Here is a 16335-nt window from a genome sequence, read left to right as displayed (position 1 = left end):
ATCAATGTCACGTTACGAGCACGTACCGCACACGGCATGGGACGGACGGTGGCATGGCCTCATCGGTGAAGGACGCGACGGCCCCGGATCTCCAGGGGTTCAGAGAGGTGCAGCGCCTCGCGTACGAATGCGCGGAGGCGGTCGCCGCCCGGCTCGAACCGGGTGTGACGGAGCGCGAGGCGGCCCGGATGCAGCGGGAGTGGCTGCGCGAGCGCGGGGTGCGGGACTGGTTCCATCTCCCGTTCGCCTGGTTCGGGGACCGTACGGCGTTCGCCGGTTTCAAGGTGCCGCTGCAGTTCTTCCCGACCAACCGGAAGCTGGAGCCGGGGATGCCGTTCATCCTCGACATGGCCCCGGTGTACAAGGGGTTCACCGCGGACATCGGATACTCCGGCTGCCTCGGGCTCAACCCGCTGCACGACAAGCTCCTCGCCGATCTGGAGGCCCACCGAGCACTGATTCTGGGCGAGGTGCGCGAGCGGCGTTCGCTGCGCGAGATCTATGAGGACGTCGAGCGCCTGATGATCAGGCAGGGGTATGCCAACAGGCATCGCGCGTACCCCTTCGGAGTCATCGCTCACAAGATCGACCGGGTCGCCGAACGCCGGTGGTCCCCGCGTGTCTTCGGGTTCGGTACGCAGTCGCTCAAGGGACTGCTCAGCGATGCACTGCACGGGCACCGGGACGGCTGGTCGCCGCTGTGGAGCCCGTACAGCTTCTCCGACCATCCGCCGCAACCGGGGCTGTGGGCGGTCGAGCCTCATCTCGGATTCCAGGGAACGGGCGCCAAGTTCGAGGAGATCCTGGTCGTCACCGACTCCAAGGACCCCGAACAGAGCGCCTTCTGGCTGGACGACGATCTGCCGCATGTGCGGCGCTGGGCCGAGGAGAGGGTGGCGGCGTGAGTCTTCAGGACGTGCCGGGGATCCGCGAACGCCGGGTACGTACCGGCGGGATCGAGTTGTGCGTTGCCGAGCTGGGCGACGAGACCCGTCCCACGGTCGTGCTCGTGCACGGCTACCCGGACAGCAAGGAAGTCTGGACGGAGGTCGCGGAACGACTGGCCGAGCAGTGGCATGTCGTCCTGTACGACGTGCGGGGACACGGCCGGTCGACGGCTCCGGCGCCGTTGCGCGGCGGATTCACGCTGGAGAAGCTGACCGACGACTTCCTGGCCGTGGCCGACGCGGTGAGCCCGGACCGGGCGGTGCATCTGGTCGGGCACGACTGGGGTTCGGTCCAGTCGTGGGAGTTCGCGACGGTCAAGCGCACCGAGGGCCGCATCGCTTCCTTCACCTCGATGTCGGGCCCCTCCCTGGACCACTTCGGGCACTGGATCAAGCAGCGGATGTCCCGGCCCACCCCTCGCCGGATCGGGCAGCTTCTCGGCCAGGGCGCCAAGTCCTGGTACGTGTACATGCTGCACACCCCGGTGCTGCCGGAGCTTGCCTGGCGCGGCCCCCTCGGCAAGCGGTGGCCCCGGATACTGCAGCGGCTGGAGAGCGTGCCCGCAGGCGACTACCCGACGCCGTCCCTGCCGGACGACGCGGCGCACGGCGCCTGGCTCTACCGCGACAATGTCCGTGCCAGGCTGCGCAGGCCGCGGGAAGACGCTTTCGCACATGTGCCGGTCCAGCTGATCACACCGACCGGTGACATTTTCCTTTCGGAGCGGCTCTACGACCAACTGGAGCTGTGGGTACCGCAATTGGTGCGGCGCACCCTGCCCGCCAAGCACTGGGTACCACGCACCCGACCGGACCAGCTGGCTTCGTGGATCAGCGAGTTCGTAGCCGGTAACGAGTCGGCCCAGGAGGGCGGGCGGCCGCTCCAGGACCCCGCACCGACCGGGGCGCACGCGGACCGGTTCGGCGGACAACTGGTGCTGGTGACGGGCGCGGCCGGCGGTATCGGACGGGCCACCGCGTTCGCCTTCGCCGAGGCCGGCGCCCGGGTGGTGGCCGTGGACCGGGACGCGGAAGGGGTGGCCAGAACAGCCGAGTTGGCCCGTCTGATCGGGTCCCCCGCGGCCTGGGGCGAGGCGGTCGACGTCAGCGACGAGCTGGCGATGGAGAAGCTCGCCGAGAAGGTCGCGTCCGAGTACGGCATCGTCGACGTCCTGGTCAACAACGCCGGGATCGGACTGTCGGGCTCCTTCCTGGAGACCACGAGCGAGGAGTGGAAGAACGTCCTCGACGTCAATCTGTGGGGTGTCATCCACGGCTGCCGGATCTTCGGCAAGCAGATGGCCGAGCGCGGCCAGGGCGGCCATATCGTCAACACCGCATCCGCCGCTGCGTATCAGCCGTCCCGGGCACTGCCCGCGTACAGCACCTCCAAGGCGGCCGTGCTGATGCTCAGCGAGTGCTTGCGCGCCGAACTGGCCGAGCGCTCGATCGGGGTCAGCGCGATCTGCCCCGGTGTCGTGAACACCAACATCACAGCGACGACGCGCTTCGCCGGAGCCGATGCCGCCGAGGAGAAGCGGCTGCAGGAACGGACCGGGCGGCTGTACGGGCTGCGCAACTACCCCCCGGAGAAGGTTGCCGACGCGATCATCGAGGCCGTGGTGCACAACCGGGCCGTGGTGCCGGTGACACCGGAGGCCCGCGCCGCCCGGTTCCTGTCCAGGTTCAGCCCCAGCGCACTGCGCGGGATCGCCCGGCTGAAGCCGCCGCTGTGAACGGGCAGGCAACGTCGGCGGTGAGCAGCCGGTCCGCCGCCGAGTACCGGATCGAGGACCTGGCGCATGCGAGCGGCGCCACGGTCCGCACGATCCGGGCCTACCAGGACCGGGGGCTGTTGCCGACACCGGAGCGGCGCGGCCGGGCCAATATGTACGGGGACGCGCATCTTGCCCGGCTCCGGCAGATCGCCGACCTGCTGGACCGCGGCTACACGCTGGCCAGCATCAAGGAACTGCTGGAGGCGTGGGACGCGGGCCGCGGTCTCGGCGGGGTGCTCGGGCTCGTCGCCGAGGTGCAGGGGCCATGGACGGACGAACAGGCCGACCGGATCTCCCGGGACGAGCTGCACAGGAGGTTCGGCGGTGCGCAGGACGACCAGGCGGTCGCCGAGGCGGTCGAGCTCGGTGTGCTCGAGCCGATCCCGGGCCGGCCCGACGAATTCCTGGTGCCGAGTCCACAAGAGCTGTCGGTGGCTGTCGAGTTGCATGGAGCCGGCGTACCGCTGACAGCAATCTCGGTCCATCTGAGGGAACTTCGCGGACAGGTCGAACACATCGCCTCCCGGTTCCTGGAGTTCACCACGGAGCATGTGTTCGCGCGTTACCTCGGCCATCGTCCACCGACGGACGCGGATGCGGCCGAAGCCGCGGAGCTCGTGCGGCGACTACGCCCGCTCGCCCAGCAGACGGTCGATGCCGAACTGGCACGCGCCATGCGGACGTTCGCCACTCGTCATCTGCAGCATCACCTCGGGGCGGGCGTACCCAACGGCTTGTATCCCGCAGCGAGTGAGCCCCGCCCCGTGCTGCTGCCGCCGGACACAATAGGGGCTGTCCAACGGCTTGTTGGACCGCAGAATGTCGCGGCCTTCATCGCTGCTGCCACCGAACGTGAGGTTCAGGCAAGGACATTGGATGCACTTGCCACATCACATGCCGAATCCAGGCGAGTTGACCAAATGGGTTGATTACGCCTGCACTTGTCCACAGAATCATCAAATCGCCTGTGGATACGTCTAGTTGACTGGGGATCAAACCTCTGGGCGAAAATCGCCGGTGTGAATCCTGAGCAAATCCGGATGCGCCGACGAGATCACCACGGGCACTCTTGCGGGATGGATGAAAGACGCACGGTCAAGGTGTCCAAATACCTTTCGAAACACCTTCGGCATCAACCGGAGCGGATCGGTCTCACTCTCGATGCGAACGGCTGGGTGTCGATCGACGACCTCCTCCGCGCCACGGCCCGGCACAACTTCCCCATCACCCGGGCCGAGCTCGACCATGTCGTCGCGGTCAACGACAAACAGCGTTACGCCATCGAGGGCGACCGCATCCGGGCGAGCCAGGGCCACACCGTCCCGGTGGACCTCGATCTGCCGCCGGTCGAGCCGCCCTCGTACCTCTACCACGGCACGGTGGGCCGCGCCCTGGACGCGATCCGTACCGAGGGGCTGCGCCCCATGAACCGACGACACGTCCACCTCTCGTCCGACCGCGAGACGGCGACCCGTGTCGGCGCCCGGCGCGGGCGGCCCGTCGTCCTCTCTGTGGACACGGCCGCGATGTACCGGGCGGGTCATGTCTTCTACGTCAGCGCGAACGGGGTCTGGCTCACGGAGGCGGTACCGCCCGAGTTCCTGCGCTTCCCCGGCTGACTCCGAACGGCCCCGAACAGGTCCGCTCGCGTCGCCACCCCACCACACCGAGCCCGCGACCGACCGGCGGCATCGACCGGCGCAGCGGTCGGCACACCGGCATGATCGTGAGCATGTGCCGCCTCCGCTTCGCCAGCACCGAAGCCGTAGTCGTAGCGATCCGCGAGGTCGCCCGCCAATTCGACCTGGAGGTGCGGACCACCGATGAGATCGGCGCCGACCAGGTCTCGCGGCGTACTTCCGCCGGCGCGTTCTCGGTCATCGATCCGGACGGCTCGCTGCCGCACGAGGCGTTTGTCGAGCTCAGCGGCTTCCCGGCCGTCACCGTCCAGGTCTTCCCCGACGACGACGCGAAGATCACTGTCGACGGCATCGAGTTCCCCGACGTCCCACGCGACGCCGTGCCCGCCTTCCTGCGGGCGGTCCACTCCGGGACGGCCCACGTGAAAGGCACGGTCTTCCCGCCCGGATGGTGGCTGATCGTCCCGCTGCCCGGCGACGAGACCTACAAGGAGCTCGTGCCGCGCGGAACTCTGTCGCCCTGGCTCAGCCGCAGCGTCCGTCGTTAGGGGCTGTCATGTGTTTTCTGTCCGCAGCACGTCCACCGTATGGTCGTGGGTATGCGTCTGAGCACTGTAATTCTGCCGATCCACCGCTGGAGCGACGGCCGGAAGATCTGGCAGCGCGCCGAGGAGCTGGGGTTCCACGCCGCGTACACGTATGACCATCTGGCCTGGCGGACCTTCCGCGACGGACCGTGGTTCGGCGCGGTTCCGACCCTGACCGCCGCGGCCGCCGTCACCGAGCGGATGCGTCTGGGCACCCTGGTCACGTCCCCCAACTTCCGGCACCCGGTGACCTTGGCCAAGGACCTCATCACGCTGGACGACGTCTCCGACGGACGCATCACCCTCGGTATCGGCGCGGGCGGCAACGGTTTCGACGCGACGACGCTGCGCAGGAGCGACGAGGAGCCGTGGACCCCACGCGAACGGGCCGACCACTTCGCCGAGTTCGTGCCGTTGCTCGACCGGCTGCTGCGGGAGCCGTCGGTCACGCACGAGGGCGAGCTCTACGTGGCGAACGAGGCGCGGAACATCCCAGGTTGTGTGCAGCGGCCGCGGCTGCCCTTCGCGGTGGCCGCCACCGGGCCGCGCGGGCTGAGGCTTGCCGCACAGTACGGCGAGGCATGGGTCACCACCGGAGACCCCAAGTTGTTCGAGACGGGCACCCCGGAACAGTCCGTGGAGGCCATGCGCGGGCAGATCACCAAGCTCGGCACGGCCTGCGAGGCCGTCGGCCGGGATGTGGCCGAGCTGGACAAGATCCTGCTCACCGGCTTCACCCCGGACCGCCCTCTGGAGTCCTTCGACGCGTTCGTGGACTTCGCGGGCACCCACTTCGAGCTGGGTTTCACGGAGATCGTCATCCACACGCCGATCGCGGACTCCGACTTCGCGGCGGACGAGAAGGTCTTCGAGCGGATCGCCACGGAGGGCCTGTCCCAGCTCGGCTGACCCACCCCTGTCGCCCGCCGGTCGCGATACCCGCCGCCCGCTGACCGGAGCACCTGCTGTCGGCTGCGTGGCAGCGAGCCTCGAACCACTGGCATATGCCGCAGACATGTTCCCCAGCTCAGGGGCGCGCACACTCAAATGCGCGCCCCTCCGCACACCCGTGCGCTCCCGTACGCGAGAATGGCTGGGTGACCTCAGCTATCGATTCGCCTCTGCCTGCCGTTCCCCGGCTGATTGCAACCGATCTGGACGGCACTCTGCTGCGTGACGACAAAACCGTCTCGGACCGTACGATCGCGGCACTCGCCGCGGCCGAGGAGGCCGGGATCGAGGTCTTCTTCGTCACCGGCCGGCCGGCCCGTTGGATGGATGTCGTCAGCGCCCATGTCCACGGCCACGGCCTGGCGATCTGCGCGAACGGCGCCGCGGTCGCCGATCTGCACGCGGGCGGCAAGCTGGTCGAGGTCCGGCCGCTGGAACGCGATATCGCCCTCGATGTCGTCCGCACCCTGCGCGTGGCCGCCCCCGGCACCTCGTTCGCCGTCGAGCTGACCACCGGCATCCACTACGAACCGTCCTACCCGCCGTTCCACTTCGACCCGGGCGCCACCGTCGCCATCGCCGAGAAGCTGCTCCACGAAGAGGTGCGCGGTTCGGGCGCCCCCGTACTGAAGCTCCTCGCGCACCACGCGGAGACGGCACCGGACGAGTTCCTCGAAGTGGCTCGCACCGCAGCCGGTGACCGGGCGTCCTTCACCCGGTCCAGCCCCACGGCCCTGCTGGAAATCAGCGGTCCCGGCGTCTCCAAGGCCAGCACGCTGGCTCTCTGCTGCGCCGAGCGCGGCATCTCGCCCGCGGAGGTCGTCGCCTTCGGTGACATGCCGAACGACGTGGAGATGCTGAGCTGGGCGGGCACCTCGTACGCGATGGGAAACGCCCACCCCGCAGCGCTGGCCGCCGCCTCCGGCCGGACCGTCACCAACAACGAGGACGGTGTCGCGGTCGTCATCGAGCGGCTCGTCGGCGAGCGCCGGAAGCACCGTAGCTGACGCCGATCATCCCGAGGCCCGCCCGATCCGGCGAAGGCGGCCGTCACAGCGGTGCCTCCCACACCACCGTCGTGCCGCCCCCGTCGTCAGCGATTCCCGGCCCGAACCAGCTCGCCCCACCCAGCGATTCCGCCCGGCGCGCCAGGTTCCGCAGCCCGCTGCGCCGGCCGCCGTCGGGGATGCCCACCCCGTCGTCGGCGACCGACAGACGTACCCCGTCGCGTCCGTCGGGCAGCGTCGCGGTCGCATCGACGACGACGTCGATGCGGGACGCCCCGGCGTGCCGGAAGGCGTTCGACAGCGCCTCCCGCAACGCCGCGATCAGGTTCTTGCCGGTCCGCTCGCCGACCAGTGAGTCGACCGGGCCGAGGAAGCGGTGCGCCGGCTTGAAGCCGAGGGGGACGGCCGCCATGTTGATCTCGCGCAGGACGCGGGTGCGCAGCCCGGCGGGTGCCTCGGCCGGTTCCTGCTGCAGCGCGAAGATCGCGGTACGGATCTCCTGAATGGTCACGTCCAGTTCGTCGACGGCCCGGCCGACGCCGGTCTGCACCTCGGGCACCGCCGACCGGCGCTGGGCGCTCTCCAGCATCATCCCGGTGGCGAACAGCCGCTGGATGACGAGATCGTGCAGGTCACGGGCGATCCGGTCGCGGTCCTCATACACTGCGAGCCGCTCCCGGTCCCGCTGTGCCTCGGCCATCATCAGCGCGAGTGCGGCCTGTGCGGCGAACTGTGTGGCCAGGGTCCGTTCGGTCTCGGTGAAAGGCCGGTCGCCCCGGGCTCGCGGGGTGGCGAGTGCGCCGAGCACCCGTCCGCCGCTGTGCAGCGGCAGCAGCATGCTCGGGCCGAACCGGTGGGCGAGGCGGGTGATCATGCGGAAGTCGGTGGCCGCGTCGTCCGTGAAGACCGCCTCGCCGGCCAGCAGCTTCGCCACCACCGGACTCTCCGGGCCGATGATCACCCCGAGCGAGGCGGACGGCTCGTCGGCGGAGACGGCGACGACCTCCAGCCCGCCCCCCTCGGCCGGAAGGAGCACGATCCCCGCGGCGGAGGCGGCGAGGTGGCGGGCCTGCTCGGCGACGACGGCGAGGGCGTCGTCGGCGTCCCCGCCGGAGAGCAGCGCTGTGGTCACGGCCACCGATCCGTCGATCCACCGCTCGCGCTGGCGTGCCGCCTCGTAGAGCCGGGCGTTGCCGATGGCGATGCCGGCCTCCGTGGCGAGTACCCGCACCATGTGCAGGTCGTAGTCGGTGAACTCGCCCCCGCCGTCCTTCTCGGCCAGATAGAGATTGCCGAAGATCTCGCCCTGCACCCGGATGGGGACGCCGAGGAAGGTCCGCATCGGGGGATGGCCCGGCGGAAATCCGGCGAACCTGGGGTCGGCCGTCAGATCGGCGAGCTTCACGGGGGCCGGGTCGTGGAGCAGTGCACCGAGGAGCCCGCGGTGTCCATCGGGCCGGTGCCCGATGGCGGCTTCCACCTCTGTGGACACCCCGTGTGTGAGGAAGTCGGAGAGGCCCTTGCCCCCCTCGTCGGCGACGCCGATGGCGGCGTAGGCGGCGTGGGCGAGCTCGGCGGCGGTCTCGCAGATCCGGTCGAGGGTGGAGTGCAGTTCGAGCCCGGTACCGACGGAACGCATCGCTTCGAGCAGTTGCGGGACTCGGGCGGTGAGTTCGGCGGACAGGCCCTGCAGGCCGCGGGTCGCCTGCGTTGCGGCTTCGAGTGAGTCCTTCGGGTCCTGCTCTGCCATACCCAGAGCCTAGTTAGTCATATTTCGGGAGGAAAGTGGACCGATGGGTCCTGCGGATCGATCCGGCGGCCGCCGCCCTCCCCGCTACGCCCGCGAGGCGCTGTCCGGCGCTCGATCCGCCTCCCGCACGGTCTCCCGTTCGCGCTCCAGCATCCGGCGCAGCGGGCCGTCCGCCGCCGTGAGAGCGGCGTACGGACCGCGCTGCACGATCCTGCCTGCGTCCATCACCATCACCTCGTCGACCGCTTCGAGCCCCGCCAGTCGATGGGTGATCAGTACTGTCGTACGGCCCCGGGTCGCGGCCAGCAGATCCGCGGTCAGCGCGTCCGCCGTCTCCAGGTCGAGATGCTCGGCGGGCTCGTCCAGGACGAGCACGGGGAAGTCGGCGAGGAGCGCCCGGGCCAGCGCGAGCCGCTGGCGCTGGCCGCCGGAAAGGCGCGCGCCGTGCTCGCCGACGAGGGTGTCGAGCCCGTCGGGCAGCGCTTCTGCCCAGTCGAGCAGCCGCGCCCGGGCGAGGGCGGCCCGCAGTTCGTCGTCCGTTGCGACGGTGCGGGCCAGCCGGAGGTTCTCCCGGATGGAGCTGTCGAAGACATGCGCATCCTGGGCGCAGAGCCCGACGAACCGCCGGACGGTGTCCCCGTCCAGCGCCGAGGCGTCCACACCACCGATCCGGTACGTCCCTGCCCGCGCGTCCAGGAAGCGGAGCAGGACCTGCGCGAGGGTGGTCTTCCCGGAGCCGGAAGGGCCGACGACCGCGATGCGCCGACCTGCGGTCAGCGTCAGGTCGACGGAGTCCAGGGCGTCCCGCGACGCTCCCGCGTAGCGAGCCGCGACTCCCCGTACCTCCAGCGGGAAAGGTGTCGCGGGGGCCTCGGCCGGGGTGGCGGGCTCGTGCACCGGCACCGGCGCGTCCAGCACCTCGTACACCCGCTCCGCGCTCCGCTTGACCCGCTGCCGGTACTGCACGGCGAGTGGCAGACCGGTGACGGCCTCGAAGGCGGCAAGCGGGGTGAGCACCACCACCGCGAGCTCCACACCCTCCAGCCGTCCGTCGTGAACCGCCGGGACGGCGACGAGTGCGGCGGCGACGACGGTGAGTCCGCAGATCAGGGCGGAGAGGCCACCGCCGAGTGCGGTGGCCGTCGCTGCGCGTGACGCGATCCGGGTCAGGACGGTGTCGGCCTCCCGCGTACTCTCCTTGCGCGCGGGCAAGGCGCCCGCGACGGTCAGCTCGGCCGTCCCGCCGAGCAGGTCGGTGATCCGGGTGGCCAGATCGGCCCGCGCGGGCGCCAGTCGGCGTTCCGCACGACGGGCACAGGCGCCACTCACGAGCGGCACCCCGACCCCGGCCAGCAGCAGTCCGAAGGCGAGTACGACACCCGCCTGGGGCAGCAGCCAGCCGGTGAACCCGGCTGCCGCCGCTCCCACCACGACCGCGGTCCAGGCAGGCAGCAGCCACCGCAGCCAGTAGTCCTGCAGCGTGTCCACGTCGGCGACGAGCCGGGACAGCAGATCGCCGCGCCGCGTCCGGCCCAGTCCGGCCGGCGTGATGCGCTCCAGTCCGCGGTACACGGCGACGCGCAGCTCGGCGAGCATCTTCAGCACGGCGTCGTGCGAGACGAGACGCTCGGCGTAGCGGAAGACGGCGCGCCCGAGCCCGAAGGCACGGGTCGCTGTGACGGCGACCATCAGATAGAGCACCGGAGGCTGTTCGGAGGCACGGGAGATCAGCCAGCCGGAGACGGCCATCAGTCCGACGGCCGACCCCACGGCGAGGCTGCTCAGCAGCAGGGCGAGCGCCAGTTGTCCGCGCTGCGCCCCTGCGGCCTCCCGGATGCGGGTGAGCACCCGCCCGGGCCGGGCTGCGGTCCGCCGCAGCGCCTCGGGCTCCTGCCCGCCTTCGTACGTGCCCCGGTCCCCGGAGCCGTCCGCGCGCGCCTGGCGGGGCACCACGGCCGCTTCCTCGCCCGGCACCGCCCGCTGCCGTTCCGGTGCCGCACCGGGTTCCAGCACCACCACGCGGTCGGCGACCGAGAGCAGCGCCGGACGGTGCACGACCAGCAGCACGGTCCGCCCCGCCGCCAGCCTCCGTACCGCCTCGACGATCCCCGCCTCCGTCTCGCCGTCCAGGCTCGCGGTCGGCTCGTCGAGCAGCAGGAGCGGCCGGTCGGCGAGGAACGCCCGCGCGAGCGCGAGCCGCTGCCGCTGACCGGCGGAGAGTCCCGCACCGTCCTCGCCGAGGAGCGTCTGTGCTCCGTCGGGCAGTTCCGTCACGAAGTCGTACGCCCCCGCGTCCCGCAGCGCCGCTGTCACCGCACTGTCGTCCGCGTCCGGCCGGGCCAGCCGCACGTTCTCCGCGATCGTGCCCGCGAAGAGCTGTGGGCGCTGCGGCACCCAGGCGATCCGTTCCCGCCAGCGCTCGAGCGCGAGCGTCGCCAGATCGATGCCGTCGACCCGTATCCGTCCCTCGTCGGGCGTGGTGAAGCCCAGCACCACATTGAGCAGCGTGGACTTCCCGACACCGCTCGGACCGACCAGGGCGACGGTCTCCCCTTCGTCCACCACCAGCGAGGCTCCGTCGAGCGAGGGTTCGACACGGCCCTCGTGCCGTACGGTCACCCCCTCCAGCTCCAGCCGCAACGACGGCGGGATGTCCGCCGCACCGCCCGCCCGTGGCTCGGTCTCCAGAATCGCGAAGATCTCCTCGGCGGCCGAGAGCCCCTCGGCTGCCGCGTGGTACTGCGCCCCGACCTGCCGGATCGGCAGATAGGCCTCGGGCGCGAGGATCAGCACCACCAGGCCGGTGTAGAGGTCGAGTTCACCGTGCACGAGCCGCATGCCGATGGTGACGGCGACCAGCGCCACCGACAGGGTGGCGAGGAGTTCCAGGGCGAAGGACGACAGAAAGGCGATCCGCAGGGTCCGCAGGGTGGCCCTGCGGTACTGCGAGGTAATGGTGCGGATGGACTCGGCCTGCGCCTTGGCGCGACCGAAGACCTTCAGCGTCGGCAGGCCGGCGACCACGTCGAGAAAGTGTCCGGAGAGCCGCGAGAGCAGCTGCCACTGGCGGTCCATCCGGGACTGGGTGGCCCAGCCGATAAGGATCATGAAGAGCGGGATGAGCGGCAGCGTGACCACGATGATCGCCGCTGAGACCCAGTCCTCGGTGACGATCCTGGCGAGGACCGCCACCGGAACGACCACCGCGAGTCCGAGCTGTGGCAGATAGCGCGCGAAGTAGTCGTCGAGCGCGTCGACACCGCGGGTGGCGAGCGCCACCAGGGAGCCGGTGCGCTGGCCGCTCAGCCAGTCCGGTCCGAGCGCTGCCGCCCGGTCGAGCAGCCGGCCGCGGAGCTCGGACTTCACCGCCGCACTGGCCCGGTAGGCGGCCAGCTCAGTCAGCCAGGAGACCAGCGCGCGGCCGAGCGCGACCGCCACGAGCAGGATCAGCGGGGTGCGCAGACCGGGAACGGTGAGACCGTCCTCGAACCCACCCACCACCACTTCGGCGATGAGCATGGCCTGGGCGATGACCAGTACAGCCCCGACCACTCCGAGTGCCACCACGGCCGCCAGGAAGAGCCGGGTGGCGCGGGCGTGACGGAGCAGACGCGGGTCGATCGGTTTCACGTGAAACAGCCCCCAGAGAGCTCGTTCGGTGGACCGGGGCGAGAGAGGGGCCGGGACCCTTCTCTCGCCCGACAGGGAGGCCCGGACGCGTCAGTGCGCCTCGGCTATGTGCTGCGTGCCGATCCGCTTGCGGAACACCCAGTACGTCCATCCCTGGTACAGCAGCACCACGGGGGTGGCGATCCCTGCGCACCAGGTCATGATCTTCAGCGTGTACGGACTGGACGAGGCGTTGGTGACCGTGAGGCTCCAGGCGTCGTTCAGCGAGGAGGGCATGACGTCGGGGAAGAGCGTCAGGAAGAGCATCGCGACCGCAGCCGTGATGGTCACTCCGGAGAGCGCGAAGGACCAGCCCTCACGTCCGGCCGCTATGGCCCCGATCGCTCCGACCAGCGCCAGCACAGCGATGATCATCGCGACAAGGCTCTTGCCGTCGCCGTTGTCGATCTGGGTCCAGAGCAGGAAACCGAGTGCGAGCACCGCGGTGATCAGGCCCAGCTTGAGCGCCATGCCGCGCGCCCGATTCCGGATGTCGCCGACCGTCTTGAGCGCGGCGAACACCGCACCGTGGAAGGTGAAGAGGAAGAGCGTGACCAGGCCGCCGAGGATCGCGTACGGGTTGAGCAGGTCCCCGAAGTTGCCCACGTACTCCATGTCGGCATCGATCTTCACGCCGCGCACGACGTTCCCGAAGGCCACACCCCAGAGCACGGCCGGGATCAGCGAAGTCCAGAAGATCGCGTGTTCCCAGTTGGTCTGCCACTTCTCCTCGGGCCGCTTCGCCCGGTACTCGAAGGCGACACCGCGCACGATCAGGCAGAGCAGGATGATCAGCAGCGGCAGGTAGAAGCCGGAGAACAGCGTGGCGTACCACTCGGGGAAGGCGGCGAAGGTGGCGCCGCCCGCGGAGAGCAGCCATACCTCGTTGCCGTCCCAGACGGGTCCGATCGTGTTGATCAGGACCCGTCGTTCCTGGCGGTCCCGGGCCAGCAGCTTGGTGAGGACACCGATGCCGAAGTCGAAGCCCTCCAGGAAGAAGTAGCCGGTCCAGAGGACGGCGATGAGGACGAACCAGACGTCGTGGAGTTCCATCTCTCCGCTCCTCTGCTCTCAGTAGGAGAAGGCCATCGGCCGGTCGGCGTCGTCATGGTCGCCGCCGATCCTGGTGGGCGGGTTGAGGTCGGACTCCGTGAGTTCTGGTGGCCCGGCCTTGATGTACTTCGTGAGCAGCTTGACCTCGATCACGGCGAGCGCCGCGTAGAGCAGGGTGAAGAGGATCAGTGAGGCGAGCACCTCGCCCTGCGAGACACCGGGGGAGACGGCGTCTCGGGTCTGCAGCACCCCGAAGACGACCCAGGGCTGGCGGCCCGTCTCGGTGAAGATCCAGCCCCAGGCGTTGGCGATCAACGGGAAGAGCAGCGTCCAGAGGGCGACGATCCAGTAGAGCCTGGCGAGCTTCGGACTGAGTGCCTTGCTCTTGAAGAGGACCAGATGCGGCACCTCGTCCTCACCGGTCCGCAGCCCCGGTCGCAGCATGAACTTCTTCCGCGTCAGCCACAGCCCGAGCAGGCCGAGACCGAAGGACGCCATGCCGAAGCCGATCATCCAGCGGAAGCTCCAGAAGGCGACCGGGATGTTCGGCCGGTAGTCGCCGGGTCCGAACCTCTCCTGCTCGGCCTTGTTGATGTCGTTGATGCCGGGGATGTACGAGTGGAAGTTGTCGTCCGCGAGGAACGACAGTATCCCCGGGACGGAGATCTCCACGGTGTTGTGCCCCTTGGCCACATCGCCGACCGCGAAGATCGAGAAGGGTGCCGAGTTCTGCCCCTCCCAGAGCGCCTCGGCGGCGGCCATCTTCATCGGCTGCTGTTTGAACATCACCTTGCCGAGCAGGTCGCCGCTGACGGCGGTGAGCAGTCCGGCGATCACGACGGTGACCAGTCCGAGCCGCAGCGAGGTACGCATCACCGGGATGTGCCGCTTGCGCGCCAGGTGGAAGGCGGCGATGCCGACCATGAAGGCGCCGCCGACCAGGAAGGCCGCCGTGAGGGTGTGGAAGAACTGGGTGAGCGCGGTGTTCTGGGTGAGCACATGCCAGAAGTCGGTGAGCTCGGCCCGGCCGCGTTCCTTGTTGATCCGGTAGCCGACCGGATGCTGCATCCAGGAGTTGGCCGCGAGGATGAAGTACGCGGAGAGGATCGTCCCGATGGAGACCATCCAGATGCAGGCCAGGTGGATCTTCTTCGGCAGCTTGTCCCAGCCGAAGATCCACAGCCCGATGAAGGTGGACTCGAAGAAGAAGGCGATCAGCGCCTCGAAGGCCAGCGGGGCGCCGAAGACATCTCCGACGAAGCGCGAGTAGTCGGACCAGTTCATGCCGAACTGGAACTCCTGGACGATGCCGGTGACGACGCCCATGGCGATGTTGATCAGGAACAGCTTGCCCCAGAACTTGGTGGCCCTGAGGTACTTCTGATTGTCGGTCCGCACCCAGGCGGTCTGCAGGCCGGCGGTGAGCGCGGCGAGAGAGATCGTCAGGGGAACGAAAAGGAAGTGGTAGACGGTGGTGATCCCGAACTGCCATCGCGCCAAGGTCTCAGGTGCCAGAGCCAGCTCCACGTCGTCTTCTCCTTACGTCGCCGTAGTGAGCGGAGGTTCGCACTACTAACCGTCCGATCACGGGAGGAACGGGACGCGCTTGTGAACGCGTTCACATTCACAAGCAATTATGGCGCACATGCTTTCGGAGTGTTCGAGGGGGGTCCCCCTATCGGGACGCTCCCACGCGAAGGCCCCGCACCTCGACGAACGAGAGGTACGGGGCCTTCCGGTGCACGCGCGACGCCGCGCCGCGACTGGTCGCGGCAAGCGCGATCTCGATTTACAGCTCCTTGCGGTACGCCTCCGCCACCCTCAGGAAGACGTCATTGGCCTCGTCCTCGCCGATCGAGACCCGCACGCCCTCGCCCGCGAACGGCCTCACCACGACTCCGGCCCGCTCGCACGCCCCGGCGAAGTCCAGCGTGCGGTCGCCGAGACGCAGCCAGACGAAGTTGGCCTGGGACTCCGGAACGGTCCAGCCCTGGCTCACCAGAGCCTTGTGCACCCGGATGCGTTCGCAGACCAGGGAGCCGACCCGGCCGAGCAGCTCGTCCTCGGCGCGCAGCGAGGCGACCGCCGCGTCCTGCGCCAGCTGACTGACCCCGAACGGCACCGCCGTCTTGCGCAGTGCGGCCGCCACCGGCTCATGGGCCACCGCGAATCCGACCCGCAGGCCGGCCAGACCGTAGGCCTTGGAGAACGTCCGCAACACCGCCACATTGGGCCGGTCCCGGTAGATCTCTATGCCGTCCGGCACCTCGAGATCGCGGATGAACTCCTTGTACGCCTCGTCGAGCACCACCAGCACATCGCCCGGCACCCGGTCCAGGAACCGCTCCAGCTCGGCCCTGCGTACCACCGTCCCGGTCGGGTTGTTCGGGTTGCAGACGAAGATCATCCGAGTGCGGTCCGTGATCGCGTCCGCCATCGCGTCGAGGTCGTGCACCTCGCCGTCGGTCAGCGGCACCTTCACCGAGGTCGCGCCGCTGACCTGGGTGATGATCGGGTACGCCTCGAAGGAACGCCAGGCGTAGATGACCTCGTCGCCCGGGCCCGACGTGGCCTGGAGCAGCTGCTGCGCCACCCCGACGGAGCCGGTTCCGGTGGCGAGATGCGACACGGGCACGCCGAACCGGTCGGCCAGCTCGTTCATCAGACCGGTGCAGGCCATGTCCGGGTAGCGGTTGAAGTTCGCGGCCGCGGCCAGGGCGGACTCCATCACGCCGGGCAGCGGCGGATACGGGTTCTCGTTGGAGGACAGCTTGAACGCGAGCGGCCCGTCGGCCGCCGCCGGCCTGCCCGGCACATAGGCGGGGACGCCGTCCAGTTCGGCACGCAGCTTGGGGCTCGTCTCGCTCACCGCAGGTCCTCCTCGACCGTCGTACACATCAATACTGCTCACCTTATGAGGATTGGGCGCCGGTGCGAATGGGCGAGCGGAGGA

The 16335-nt window shown here is 69.5% G+C and carries 12 protein-coding genes; 7 read left to right on the top strand and 5 right to left on the bottom strand.

Features of this window, described 5'->3' with window-relative positions:
- The first annotated feature begins 53 nt into the window (after positions 1-53).
- The 7 genes from OG963_RS23660 (at position 54) to OG963_RS23630 (ending at position 6910) form a co-directional block, all read left to right on the top strand.
- Complete coding sequence (locus OG963_RS23660; RefSeq protein ID WP_371799414.1) at positions 54-905, top strand: M24 family metallopeptidase; 852 nt, start codon at positions 54-56, stop codon at positions 903-905.
- Positions 902-2683, top strand: a complete 1782-nt coding sequence (locus tag OG963_RS23655; RefSeq protein ID WP_093930967.1) for an SDR family oxidoreductase — start codon at positions 902-904, stop codon at positions 2681-2683. The genes OG963_RS23660 and OG963_RS23655 overlap by 4 nt, the downstream gene beginning before the upstream one ends.
- A gap of 20 nt (positions 2684-2703) precedes the next feature.
- Positions 2704-3654 carry a MerR family transcriptional regulator gene (locus OG963_RS23650; protein WP_371799413.1) on the top strand — a complete coding sequence of 317 codons (951 nt, stop codon included), beginning with the start codon at positions 2704-2706 and terminating at the stop codon, positions 3652-3654.
- Positions 3655-3801: 147 nt separating this feature from the next.
- Positions 3802-4344, top strand: coding sequence for an RNA 2'-phosphotransferase (locus OG963_RS23645; RefSeq protein WP_030930650.1), 543 nt, complete (start codon positions 3802-3804; stop codon positions 4342-4344).
- A gap of 113 nt (positions 4345-4457) precedes the next feature.
- Complete coding sequence (locus OG963_RS23640; protein ID WP_093773901.1) at positions 4458-4913, top strand: hypothetical protein; 456 nt, start codon at positions 4458-4460, stop codon at positions 4911-4913.
- A gap of 3 nt (positions 4914-4916) precedes the next feature.
- Positions 4917-5861 (top strand): LLM class flavin-dependent oxidoreductase, encoded by a 945-nt coding sequence (locus tag OG963_RS23635; protein WP_371126390.1) that lies wholly within the window; start codon positions 4917-4919, stop codon positions 5859-5861.
- Positions 5862-6049: 188 nt separating this feature from the next.
- Positions 6050-6910 (top strand): Cof-type HAD-IIB family hydrolase, encoded by an 861-nt coding sequence (locus tag OG963_RS23630; protein WP_093773897.1) that lies wholly within the window; start codon positions 6050-6052, stop codon positions 6908-6910.
- A 43-nt stretch (positions 6911-6953) separates the two neighbouring features.
- Here the strand turns inward: OG963_RS23630 and OG963_RS23625 are convergent, their stop codons facing one another.
- From OG963_RS23625 to hisC, 5 genes are all read right to left on the bottom strand, one after another.
- The gene (locus OG963_RS23625) at positions 6954-8660 is read right to left on the bottom strand and encodes a GAF domain-containing sensor histidine kinase (protein WP_093930968.1); all 1707 of its coding nucleotides are present in this window, start codon (positions 8658-8660) and stop codon (positions 6954-6956) included.
- Between the two features lie 84 nt (positions 8661-8744).
- Positions 8745-12290, bottom strand: a complete 3546-nt coding sequence (cydD, locus tag OG963_RS23620; protein ID WP_093773894.1) for a thiol reductant ABC exporter subunit CydD — start codon at positions 12288-12290, stop codon at positions 8745-8747.
- A 90-nt stretch (positions 12291-12380) separates the two neighbouring features.
- The gene (cydB, locus tag OG963_RS23615; protein WP_093773893.1) at positions 12381-13382 is read right to left on the bottom strand and encodes a cytochrome d ubiquinol oxidase subunit II; all 1002 of its coding nucleotides are present in this window, start codon (positions 13380-13382) and stop codon (positions 12381-12383) included.
- Between the two features lie 18 nt (positions 13383-13400).
- Positions 13401-14909, bottom strand: a complete 1509-nt coding sequence (locus tag OG963_RS23610; RefSeq protein WP_093773892.1) for a cytochrome ubiquinol oxidase subunit I — start codon at positions 14907-14909, stop codon at positions 13401-13403.
- Positions 14910-15171: 262 nt separating this feature from the next.
- Entirely contained in the window at positions 15172-16251 is a 1080-nt protein-coding gene (gene hisC, locus OG963_RS23605; RefSeq protein ID WP_030930626.1) for a histidinol-phosphate transaminase, read from the bottom strand.
- Positions 16252-16335: the final 84 nt, after the last annotated feature.

Origin of the sequence: Streptomyces sp. NBC_01707, from assembly GCF_041438805.1 — a bacterium.
Classification (GTDB): domain Bacteria; phylum Actinomycetota; class Actinomycetes; order Streptomycetales; family Streptomycetaceae; genus Streptomyces.
The sequence above is the reverse complement of the archived record's forward strand: the minus strand, read 5'-3'. Positions and strand labels throughout refer to the sequence as shown.

Excerpts from the sequence above, each read along its gene's own strand:
- OG963_RS23625 (WP_093930968.1), bottom strand. The coding sequence starts at position 8,660 with ATGGCAGAGCAGGACCCGAAGGACTCACTCGAAGCCGCAACGCAGGCG.
- OG963_RS23645 (WP_030930650.1), top strand. The coding sequence starts at position 3,802 with ATGGATGAAAGACGCACGGTCAAGGTGTCCAAATACCTTTCGAAACAC.
- cydB (WP_093773893.1), bottom strand. The coding sequence starts at position 13,382 with ATGGAACTCCACGACGTCTGGTTCGTCCTCATCGCCGTCCTCTGGACC.
- OG963_RS23640 (WP_093773901.1), top strand. The coding sequence starts at position 4,458 with ATGTGCCGCCTCCGCTTCGCCAGCACCGAAGCCGTAGTCGTAGCGATC.
- OG963_RS23660 (WP_371799414.1), top strand. The coding sequence starts at position 54 with ATGGCCTCATCGGTGAAGGACGCGACGGCCCCGGATCTCCAGGGGTTC.